We start from the raw sequence: 10,547 nt of genomic DNA on the forward strand, positions 1-10,547 counted from the left end.
CCCGTTTCCCCGTATCCCCCGTTTCCCCGAATCCCCCGATTCCCCGTTGCCCTGTTGTGCTCTCGGTCCGGGCAACCCCCGTTCGGTCAGGTGCGCCGCGCCGTTCCGCCGCCCCGTGCCGGCGGTACCGGCGCCGCGCCCCTTCCGTGGTGTCCACTCTTCCGTCCGCGCAGGTGGGAGCCCATCCGCGTACCTACTCATCTCCCGGACTAGGTACGGATACTCAGACCCCCGTACTGATCCCCACCCGCGCGGCGGGCGGGCTGGTTACGATCGCGTCCGTGTCCGTACTCCCCCTCGTCTTCACGAGCGGCTGGGCCAGCGGGATCAACGCCTACGCGGTGGTCCTGCTCCTGGGCGTCTTCGGCGCGACCGGGCTCACCGACGAGGTGCCCGCGTCGCTGCAGCGCACCGATGTCCTGATCGCCGCCGGGGTGTTGTTCCTGTGCGAGGCGGTGGCGGACAAGATCCCGTACGTCGACTCGGCCTGGGACTCCGTCCATACGGTGATCCGGCCGGTGGCGGGTGCGGTCGTGGCGGCGCTGCTGGCCGGCGAGAGCGGGTCGCTTCCTGAGCTCGCGGCCGGTGCGGTGGGCGGCACCACGGCCCTGATGAGCCATCTGGTGAAGGCAGGCACCAGGATGGCGATCAACACCTCCCCCGAGCCGTTCAGCAATATCGCCATGAGCACGGCCGAGGATCTCGGCGTCGCCGGGATCATCACGTTCGCGATCTTCCATCCGCTGCCGGCGGCGATCATCGCCGCCACGCTGCTGGCGCTGGGCATCGTGACACTGGTCTTCCTCGCCTCGCGGATCCGCCGCTTCCTGCGCCGCAGGGCGCAGCGGCGCGAGGAGAGACGCGTGGCGGCGGGCCTGCAGGGGCCACCGCCACCGTGACTGTCGGTGGCGGCCGATAAAGTCCCTGACATGGCACGGATTGCGGTGATCGGCGCCGGGATGGGCGCCATGGCGGCGGCTGCCCGGCTGGCGGTGGCAGGCCACCGGGTGACGGTGTACGAGCGCGCGGAGACCCACGGCGGCTCGGTGGGCCGGTTCGAGCGCGACGGCTTCGCCTTCGACACCGGTCCGGGGCTGCTGCATCTGCCCGCCGTCTGGCGGGACTTGTTCGTCAAGACCGGCAAGGAGCCGCTGGAGGGCTGCGTCGAGCTGGTCCAGGTCGACCCGGCGAGCCGCCATGTCTTCGCGGACGGTACGGACGTGGCGCTGCCGAACGCCTCGCGGGCGGGCATCGTCTCGGCGCTGGACGCGGCACTCGGGGCGGGTGCGGGTGAGCGGTGGGGCGAGTTCCTGGGCCGCGCCCGGGATGCCTGGGACCGTTCGCGCCGGCCGCTGCTGGAGGAGCCGCTGCCCGCGGACCCGTCGCCTTTCGCCCGGGACCCCTACCCGGCGCTGAAGGGCGGGCTGCTGCGGCGCCCGGCGCGCACTCTCGCCGAGGTGGGCAGGCGGGAGCTGCGCGACACACGGCTGGCAGCGCTGCTGGAGAGCCACGCCCTGGCGTACGGCTTCGATCCGGCCACCGCGCCCGCCTCCGCCGCCGTCCTGCCGTACATGGAGCAGACGTTCGGAAGCTGGTACGTCCGGGGCGGGATGCGGGCGCTGGCGGACGCCGTCCACGAGCGGTGCCGCGAGCGGAAGGTCGAGTTCGTCTTCGGTGCCGGGGTGACGGGCGTACGGATCAAGGACGGCCGGGCGGTCGGCGTCGAGCTGGCGGACGGCCGGGCCGTCGAGGCCGACCAGGTGGTCACGGGCGCGCCGGTGCCCGCGCTGTACCGGGACCAGGTCCTGGAGTGGGAGCACCAGGACGACTGGCCGCGCCACCAGACGGCGATACGGACCGGACGGGTCACCGTCTGTCTGGCGCTGCGCGGCGCCCGGGAGGCGGACGCGGCCCATCGGACGGTGGTGCACTCGGCCGACCGGGCGGACGAGCTGGAGTCGCTCGGCGCGGGACAACGGCTGTGCGAGCGGCCGACGGTGGTGGTGCTGCGGCCCGGCGACGAGCGACTGCTCCCCGACGACGGGCACGAGGCGGTCACGGTGACCGCGACCGTCCCGGCCGGTGGTGCCTGGTCGTCGGAGAACCTGTGGGGAGCGTGGGACATGGACGTGGAGGCGTTCGCGGACCGGATGGTGCAGGCCGCACAGGCCGCTGTCCCCGGGCTGCGGGAGCGGCTGCTCTGGCGCGAGGTGCGCACTCCCGCGGACACCTTCCGCGAGACGGGCGCCTACCAGGTGCCCGGCCCGGCGTTGGCGGGTGCGCGCGGGGAGCTGCTGCCCGCGGCCAACACCTCGCCCGTGCCCGGGCTGTACTTCGCGGGCGGCTGGTCCCACCCGGGCGGCGGGCTGGCCCACGCGGGCATGTCGGGCGCGCTGGTCGCGGGGCTGATCACCGAGGGCGAGGGCTTCCGCGGCTCGCAGTGACCGCGCCCGGAAGGGCAGGTCCCGCGGGGGCGGTCAGTAGCGGTACGGCTGGCCGTTGTAGTCGGTCTCGTAGCCCGGCTGGCCGTATCCGTACGGCGAGGGCTGCTCCGGTGGCATCGGCGGGACCGGGGGGATCTGCTCGCCGTCGCGCTGCTGGGGCACCCACACACCGCCCGGGGGCGTCTCGCTGTAGCCCGGCTGGGCGGCGTACGGGTCGGCGTACTGCTGCTGGCCGCCGTAGCTGTCGTACGAGCCGTAGCCCTGGGTGCCGATGTACGGATCGGAGTACGCGGCGTACTGCTGCTGCCCGGTGCCGTAGTCGTAGGGCCCGGCGTAGGCGTCGTGGGCGCCGACCGGCTGTTCGTAGCTGCTCTGGGAGTGGCTGTCCGGGTAGCCCGAGGAGTAGCCGCCGCTCCCGTAGAAGGTCTCGCTCTGGCTGTGTCCCTGGCTCGCGGCGTACGCCGAATCGGTGTAGATGCCGTACTGCCCGGTGTCTTCCGGCAGGGGCTGGGGCTCGTAGACGGCCGTCGTCTCCGCGGCCGTGGGCTCGGCTCCGTCGGGGCCTGGCCGGCCGGCCGGGTCCGCGAAGTCGGCCGGCTCATAGGCGAGGTCGGTCACCTCGAGCGTGGGCTCGCGCATGGCGCCGCCGTCGCCGGACTTGCGGCGCCGGCTGGAGCCCGGGCTGCCGCCGAGTGCCCAGCCGGTGGAGAAGCCGCGCCGGAAGGACAGCGTGACGTACGTCTGGCCGATCGCGAAGGCGCATGCGCCGACCCCGATCACGATCACGTTCGGCATCAGGACGCCGATGACCACACCCAGGAATCCGGTGAACGCGACAAGCCGCCAGCGCAGCCGCGCCTTGTACTGCAGCAGCACTTCACCGAGCAGCCACAGCGCGACAATGCCGAACGCGATGTAGAGCACCGTCCAGCCCATGCCCGCCCCTCTCCTGCGGCCTCCGCCAGGGGGTGCGGCGGGTACGGCCGGTCACGACTGCTGGTGCAGTCCGAGATTCTCGTAGATTTCGAGCGTTGCGGTGGAGTTGTTGAGCGTAATGAAGTGCAGCCCCGGGACACCCTCGGAGAGCAGCCGCGCGCAGAACTCCGTTGCGAACTCGATCCCAATGGAGCGTACAGCGGCGGGATCGTCCTTGACGGCGCGGATCCGTTGTTCGAGGGCGGACGGGAACGACGCGTTGCTGAGCTGCGCGAACCTTTCGATCTGCTTCACGCTGGTGACGGGCATGATCTCGGGGATGATCGGGGTTTCGCAGCCGGCTTCGGCGACCCGGTCACGGAGCCGCAGATAGTCCTCCGCATGGAAGAACATCTGAGTGATCGCATAATCGGCACCGGCCCGGCATTTGTCCACGAAGTACTGGATGTCCGTATCCCAGTCGGTGGAACGCGGGTGCATCTCGGGGAAGGCCGCGACGCCGACGCAGAAGTCACCCGACTCCTTGATCAGCCGGACCAGGTCGGCGGCGTACCGGACGCCCTCCGGGTGCTTGACCCACTCGCCCATCGGGTCGCCGGGCGGGTCGCCGCGGACCGCGAGGATGTTCCTGATCCCGGCGTCGGCGTACTGGCCGATCATGTTGCGCAGCTGGGCGACGGAGTGGTCGACCGCGGTGAGATGCGCGACCGGCGTCAGAGTGGTGTCGGCGGCGATCTGCTGGGTGGCCTTGACCGTACCGGCACGGGTGGAGCCGCCGGCCCCGTAGGTCACCGAGACGAAGTTCGGCTGCACCGCCTCGACCCGGCGCAGCGCGTTCCAGAGGTTCCGTTCGCCCTTCTCCGTCTTGGGCGCCCAGAACTCGAACGAATACGACGTTTTGTCGGTGGCGAGCAGCTCGCGCACCGTGCGTGCGCGATCTGTCCTGGTGGAAGCTGTGCCAAGGGCCATACTCGCAGGTTAACCAGGGCATGCCGGTCACCCAACCGGAGTCCACCTTTCGGACACCGATCGCTCATGAATCGGCCTACTGGCCGTAGGCCCGTATCCGCTTCGTGAGACCGGCCGCGGCCGCGCCCGGGTCGTCGGCCTCCGTGATCGCCCGTACGACCACGACGCGGCGCGCGCCCGCGTCCAGCACCTCGTCGAGATTGCCCGCGTCGATCCCGCCGATCGCGAACCAGGGACGGTCCTGGCGCAGCGAGGCGGCGTACCGCACGAGGTCCAGGCCAGGGGCGTGGCGGCCGGGCTTGGTGGGGGTGGGCCAGCACGGCCCGGTGCAGAAGTAGTCGACGCCGGGCTCGGCAGCCGCCGCGTCGACCTCCTCGCGGGCGTGCGTGGAGCGGCCGATGAGCACCTCGTCACCGAGGATCGCCCGGGCGGCCGGCACGGGCAGGTCGCCCTGGCCCAGATGCAGCACGTCGGAGCCGATGGCGTGGGCGACATCGGCCCGGTCGTTCACCGCGAGGAGCTTTCCGTGGCGACGGCAGGCGTCGGCGAGGACGGCGAGGTGCTCCAGCTCCTCGCCCGCCTCCATGCCCTTGTCGCGCAGCTGCACGATGTCCACTCCGGAGGACAGGACGGCGTCCAGGAACTCCGGGAGATCGCCCTGGCGCTTCCGTGCGTCCGTGCACAGATAGAGCCGGGCGTCGGACAGCAGTGCGCGAACCGTGGACATGAGGTGCTCCCCCGTTTGGGCCGGTTGGGCGGTGTGCGGACCGGGCGGCGGAAAGGTGCCCGCCGCCCGGTCCGTACACCGCGTCCAGTGGTGTCTTCAGAACGGCGTCAGACGGCGAGCGCCTGAGCCCGGCGCTTCACCTCCGTGCCGCGATTCTCGCTGAGTGCCTCAGCGGGAGTGCCCGGCAGGGTCGGATCGGGCGTGAAGAGCCACTCCAGCATCTCTTCGTCGGTGAAGCCGTCGTCCCTCAGGAGCGTCAGGGTCCCGGAGAGGCCCTTGACCACCTTGTCGCCCTTGATGAAGGCGGCCGGAACCTGAAGGGTCCGGTTCTCCCCTCGGCGCACGGCGATCAGCTGGCCCTCCTTGACCAGCTGCCGCACACGCGTCACCTCGACATCCAGCTTTTCCGCGATGTCCGGCAGGTGGAGCCAGGCGGGGACGAGGGCATCGATCTTTGCGTCAATCTCGGTCACGGGACAAGCGTGCCATCCCGGACTGACAGTCGGTAGCCGAGCCTCAGCGAGCCGCCGCCTTCAGGGGGACGGAAGCGTCGGCGGCGCGCTCCGGGTCGAGCCGGGCTCCGGCCTCGATGAGCCTGCGTCCCTGGGCCAGATCACGGGGCCTGCCGACCGCGAGCACGGCGACCAGGACCCCGTCCCGCAGCCACAGGACCGACCAGGAGGCTTCGGCCGGGTCGCCCCGCCATACGAGTGTCCCGGCGCCCGCGTGGTGCCCCGCGTACTGCACGAAGCGGCCGAACTGCTCGGACCAGAAGTACGGCACCGGGTCATAGGTCTGCGGCCGCTCGCCCGTGTCACTGCCGATGACGTTGCCGATGACGTTGGCGGCGACCGTACGCGGCCCCTGGAGGGCGTTGTCCCAGTGGTGGACGAGCAGTCGCTCGCCGTAGCGCCCGGACGGGAAGGAGGCGCAGTCCCCGACGGCGTACACGTCGGGCAGGGAGGTGCGCAGCCGCTCGTCCGCGGTGATCGAGCCGTCCGCGCCGAGAGCGATGCCGGAGTCCGCGAGCCAGCCGGTGGCGGGCCGTGCGCCGATGCCGACGACGACGGCGTCCGCCGGCAGCCTGCGGCCGTCGGCGAGAACGACGATTCCCGGCTCGACGGCCGCGACACGCGCGTCCGTGAGCAGTTCCGCGCCGCTCTGCGCGTACCAGTCGGCCATCGGCGCGGCCACCTCGGCGGGCAGGGCGCCCGGCAGCGGGCGGTCGGCGGCTTCGACGACGGTGACGGCGCAGCCCGCCTCGCGGGCGGCGGTGGTGAACTCGGCGCCGATCCAGCCGGCGCCGACGACCACGATGTCGTGCTGCCGCTCCAGCACCGGACGCAGCCGTTCCGCGTCGTCCAGGGTGCGCAGCAGATGGACGCCGGGGACGCCTTCGGTGCCGGGCAGGGTGATGGGCTCGGCGCCGGTGGCGATGACGAGGACGTCGTACGGGACGGGCCCGGCCGGGGTGTCCAGCTCATGTGCCCCGGGGCGCAGACCGCTGACCTCGCGGCCCAGCTGGAGGTCGACCGAGAGCGCCTCGAAGTCGACGTCGAGGGCGGAGCCCTCCGCCTTGCCGAGCAGCACGGCCTTCGACAGCGGGGGCCGGTCGTACGGCTGGTGCGGCTCGGCGCCGATCAGGGTGACTGCGCCGGTGAAACCTTGTTCACGCAGGGCCACGGCGGTCTGTACGCCGGCCATGCCGGCCCCGACGATGACGACCCGGCGGCTCTGCGTTGTCTGCTCGCTCACCCGGCCACCCTAACCATCTGACGGTCCGTCAGGAAGGGAGCTGCTCCACCACACTCGTGCCACTGCCTTTCCGGGACTCCCATTCCCAGGTCTCGTCCAGCCGCACCCGCCCGTCGGGCAACTCGGTGACCATGGAGACACAGTGCCCGGAAGATGTCGTTCCGTCCTGCTTCAGCTGTACGTAGCGGAAGTCCAGCCGGTCGCCCTCGCGGGTGCCGACGAGATGGCCGCGGACTACGTCGCCGCCCGCGTAATCGGCCCAGATCCGGCCGTCCTCCTCGTGGTACGTGAACCGGGTCCGCGTACCGACCTGACCCGGGGCCTGGTCGGCGACCGGGGAGAGAACAAGTCCGTCGAGCGAGCGGGGCACAGCGCGGGCTCCCTTACTGCGAGTTGGGGACGGGGGTTAGGCTGGCCACCGTACTGCTACTCGCGGGAGCCCGGACGCACCGGGCTGAGAGGGAGGCTGAGGCGGCCTCCGACCGTACGAACCTGATCCGGGTCATGCCGGCGAAGGGAGGGTCTGGACGCCCATGCGTTCACGGAATTCTGCGGATGTGCTCGTCATCGGGGGCGGAATCATCGGCCTGGTCACGGCCTGGCGGGCAGCGCGGCGGGGGCTGCGCACCGCACTCGCCGACCCCGAGCCCGGCGGCGGGGCCGCGCAGGTCGCGGCGGGCATGCTGGCCGCCGTCACGGAGCTCCACTACGGCGAGGAGACCCTGCTCGGTCTCAATCTCGCCTCCGCGCGGCGCTATCCGGACTTCGTCGCGGAACTGGAGGAGGCGAGCGGACAGGGCACCGGATACCGCTCCTGCGGGACGCTCGCCGTCGCCCTCGACGCGGACGACCGCGCCCATCTGCGGGAACTGCACGCGCTGCAGCGCAGGTCCGGCCTGGAGTCGGAGTGGCTGACCGGACGCGAGTGCCGGCGGCTGGAGCCGATGCTGGCGCCGGGTGTGCGCGGCGGCCTGCGGGTGGACGGCGACCACCAGATCGATCCGCGACGCCTCGCCAAGGCACTGGTCGTGGCGTGCGAGCGGGCCGGGGTGATCTTCCACCGGCGCTGGGCGGAGCGGCTGTCGGTGGTACGGGACCGGGCCGCCGGAGCCGTCCTCGACGGGGGCGGGGAGGTCGCCGCCGACCAGGTCGTGCTGGCCGCGGGCAGTCTGAGCGGCAGGCTGGACGGCGTACCGGCGGAGCTTCTGCCTCCGGTACGGCCGGTGAAGGGGCAGGTGCTGCGGCTGACGGTGCCGGGGCCGTACGCCCCCTTCCTGTCGCGCACCGTACGGGCCGTGGTGCGCGGCAGCCATGTCTATCTCGTGCCGCGCGAGAACGGTGAGCTGGTCGTGGGTGCGACGAGCGAGGAGCTGGGCTGGGACACGACGGTGACGGCCGGCGGCGTGTACGAGCTGCTGCGCGATGCCCATGAGCTGGTCCCGGGCATCACCGAGCTGCCGCTCACGGAGACCCGCGCGGGACTGCGGCCCGGTTCGCCGGACAACGCGCCGCTGCTCGGCCCGACGGAGCTGCCCGGTCTGCTGCTGGCGACCGGGCACTACCGCAACGGTGTCCTCCTCACCCCGGTGACCGGCGATGCCATGGCGCACGCCCTGGTCACGGGTGAACTCCCGGAGGAGGCACGCCCCTTCACCCCACGCCGTTTCTCTCCCGTTCGTCAGGAGTCGTCCGTATGACCACGTCCGTGAACACCGTGTCCGTGAACGGAGAGCCGCGCGACGTCGCGGCCGGCACGACGCTCGACACGCTGGTCGCCGCGCTCACCGCCGCCCCGTCCGGGGTTGCCGCCGCCGTGAACGAGATGGTCGTCCCGCGCGGCGAGTGGTCCGGGACGCTGCTGGGCGACGGCGACCGGGTCGAGGTCCTCACCGCGGTCCAGGGAGGCTGATCAGTCATGGCCGATGACCGTTTTGTGCTGGGCGGAGTGGAGTTCTCGTCCCGTCTGATCATGGGAACGGGCGGGGCGCCCAGCCTCGACGTACTGGAACGCTCACTGATCGCGAGCGGTACGGAACTGACGACCGTGGCGATGCGGCGTCTCGATCCGACCGTGCAGGGATCCGTGCTGTCCGTGCTCGACCGGCTCGGCATCCAGGTCCTGCCGAACACGGCGGGCTGCTTCACCGCGGGCGAGGCCGTACTGACCGCGCGGCTCGCGCGCGAGGCCCTCGGGACCGGCTGGATCAAGCTGGAGGTGGTCGCGGACGAGCGCACGCTGCTGCCCGACCCGATCGAGCTGCTGGACGCGGCGGAGGTGCTCGTCGACGACGGTTTCACCGTGCTGCCGTACACGAACGACGACCCGGTCCTCGCACGGAAGCTGGAGGACGTCGGGTGCGCCGCGATCATGCCGCTCGGCTCACCGATCGGCTCCGGTCTCGGCATCCGCAACCCGCACAACTTCCAGCTGATCGCCGAGCAGGCACGGGTACCGGTGATCATGGACGCGGGCGTGGGCACCGCGTCGGACGCGGCCCTGGCGATGGAGCTGGGCTGCGCGGCGGTGATGCTCGCCTCAGCCGTCACCCGTGCGCAGGAGCCCGTCCTGATGGCCGAGGCCATGCGCCACGCGGTCGAGGCGGGGCGGCTGGCCCACCTCGCGGGCCGCATCCCCCGCCGCCACTTCGCCGAGGCCTCGTCCCCGGTGGAGGGCCGTGCGGCGCTGGACCCGGAACGCCCGGCGTTCTGATCGCCCCACGGTCACAGGTGTGCTGCAGGAAGGGGCCGGGCGCGACCCGAGGGGGCGGAGCGGGTGCGCTCGGCTCGTAGACTCAGCGACGTGGATACGACCCTTCAGGACCCCCTCGTCGGGCAGCTGCTCGATGGCCGCTACCGCGTCGACGCGCGCATCGCCGTCGGCGGGATGGCCACGGTCTACCGGGCCGTGGACACCCGGCTCGACCGGGTGCTCGCCCTCAAAGTGATGCACCCGGCGCTCGCTACGGACGCCTCGTTCGTGGAGCGCTTCATCCGGGAGGCGAAGTCCGTGGCCCGGCTGTCCCACCCGAATGTGGTGGGGGTGTTCGACCAGGGTGCGCAGGGCGCGTACGTCTATCTCGCGATGGAGTACGTCGCCGGGTGCACCCTGCGTGACGTACTCCGCGAGCGCGGAGCGCTCCAGCCGCGGGCGGCGCTGGACATCATGGAGCCGGTGCTGGCCGCGCTCGGGGCGGCGCACCGGGGCGGCTTCGTGCACCGGGACGTCAAGCCGGAGAACGTGCTGATAGGCGACGACGGCCGGGTGAAGGTCGCCGACTTCGGCCTGGTCAGGGCCGTCGGCTCGGAGACGAACACCTCGGGGTCCGTGCTGGGCACCGTGTCCTACCTCGCACCGGAGCAGATCGAGTCCGGCACCGCCGACACCCGCGCCGACGTGTACGCCTGCGGTGTCGTGCTGTACGAGATGCTGACCGGCGGCAAGCCGCATTCCGGTGACACCCCTGCCCAGGTCCTCTTCCAGCACCTCAACGAGGACGTGCCGGCCCCGTCCGCCGTCGTCCCCGGGCTGGCCCCGGAGCTGGACGAGCTCGTGGCGAGCGCCACGGCCCGCAATCCCGAGGCACGCCCGTACGACGCCGTGGCGCTGCTCGCGCAGACCCGCGCGGCCCGTGCCGCGCTCGGCGACGACCAGCTCGACGCCGTACCGCCGCAGGCGCGGACCGTGGGCGCCGACGGTACCGCCGGCGCCGACGACC

At 72.1% G+C, this 10,547-nt stretch carries 12 protein-coding genes and 1 riboswitch; of the genes, 6 read left to right on the forward strand and 6 right to left on the reverse strand.

What is annotated here, in order from left to right:
• Nucleotides 1–281: 281 nt before the first annotated feature.
• Nucleotides 282–899, forward strand: a complete 618-nt coding sequence (locus ACWGI8_RS30595; protein WP_453665808.1) for a DUF4126 domain-containing protein — start codon at nt 282–284, stop codon at nt 897–899.
• 30 nt (nt 900–929) lie between these two features.
• The gene (locus ACWGI8_RS30600; RefSeq protein WP_453665810.1) at nt 930–2,444 is read left to right on the forward strand and encodes a phytoene desaturase family protein; all 1,515 of its coding nucleotides are present in this window, start codon (nt 930–932) and stop codon (nt 2,442–2,444) included.
• A gap of 33 nt (nt 2,445–2,477) precedes the next feature.
• Here the strand turns inward: ACWGI8_RS30600 and ACWGI8_RS30605 are convergent, their stop codons facing one another.
• From ACWGI8_RS30605 to ACWGI8_RS30630, 6 genes are all read right to left on the reverse strand, one after another.
• Nucleotides 2,478–3,380: a hypothetical protein gene (locus ACWGI8_RS30605; RefSeq protein WP_453665811.1), complete on the reverse strand. Its 903-nt coding sequence runs from the start codon at nt 3,378–3,380 to the stop codon at nt 2,478–2,480.
• Between the two features lie 51 nt (nt 3,381–3,431).
• Nucleotides 3,432–4,349, reverse strand: coding sequence for a methylenetetrahydrofolate reductase [NAD(P)H] (gene metF / locus ACWGI8_RS30610; RefSeq protein WP_453665812.1), 918 nt, complete (start codon nt 4,347–4,349; stop codon nt 3,432–3,434).
• Between the two features lie 76 nt (nt 4,350–4,425).
• Nucleotides 4,426–5,076, reverse strand: coding sequence for a thiamine phosphate synthase (gene thiE, locus ACWGI8_RS30615; RefSeq protein WP_453665813.1), 651 nt, complete (start codon nt 5,074–5,076; stop codon nt 4,426–4,428).
• Between the two features lie 107 nt (nt 5,077–5,183).
• Nucleotides 5,184–5,549: an Rv2175c family DNA-binding protein gene (locus ACWGI8_RS30620; protein ID WP_453665815.1), complete on the reverse strand. Its 366-nt coding sequence runs from the start codon at nt 5,547–5,549 to the stop codon at nt 5,184–5,186.
• Nucleotides 5,550–5,592: 43 nt separating this feature from the next.
• Nucleotides 5,593–6,831 (reverse strand): NAD(P)/FAD-dependent oxidoreductase, encoded by a 1,239-nt coding sequence (locus tag ACWGI8_RS30625; RefSeq protein ID WP_453665817.1) that lies wholly within the window; start codon nt 6,829–6,831, stop codon nt 5,593–5,595.
• Nucleotides 6,832–6,859: 28 nt separating this feature from the next.
• Complete coding sequence (locus tag ACWGI8_RS30630; protein ID WP_453665818.1) at nt 6,860–7,201, reverse strand: hypothetical protein; 342 nt, start codon at nt 7,199–7,201, stop codon at nt 6,860–6,862.
• A 52-nt stretch (nt 7,202–7,253) separates the two neighbouring features.
• Nucleotides 7,254–7,367: riboswitch (TPP riboswitch) on the forward strand.
• On the opposite strand from ACWGI8_RS30630, the gene thiO reads away from it, so the two are divergent.
• The 4 genes from thiO to ACWGI8_RS30650 form a co-directional block, all read left to right on the forward strand.
• Nucleotides 7,365–8,528: a glycine oxidase ThiO gene (gene thiO / locus ACWGI8_RS30635; RefSeq protein WP_453665819.1), complete on the forward strand. Its 1,164-nt coding sequence runs from the start codon at nt 7,365–7,367 to the stop codon at nt 8,526–8,528. Its footprint overlaps the riboswitch before it by 3 nt.
• Nucleotides 8,525–8,740, forward strand: coding sequence for a sulfur carrier protein ThiS (gene thiS / locus ACWGI8_RS30640; RefSeq protein ID WP_453665821.1), 216 nt, complete (start codon nt 8,525–8,527; stop codon nt 8,738–8,740). Before thiO ends, thiS begins: the two co-directional genes overlap by 4 nt.
• Before the next feature lie 6 nt (nt 8,741–8,746).
• Nucleotides 8,747–9,541 carry a thiazole synthase gene (locus tag ACWGI8_RS30645; RefSeq protein WP_453665823.1) on the forward strand — a complete coding sequence of 265 codons (795 nt, stop codon included), beginning with the start codon at nt 8,747–8,749 and terminating at the stop codon, nt 9,539–9,541.
• Between the two features lie 90 nt (nt 9,542–9,631).
• Nucleotides 9,632–10,547 (forward strand): protein kinase domain-containing protein (locus ACWGI8_RS30650; RefSeq protein ID WP_453665824.1); only part of this gene is annotated, 916 nt, incomplete at its 3' end.

The sequence above is a fragment of the Streptomyces sp. NPDC054841 genome (assembly GCF_053611045.1).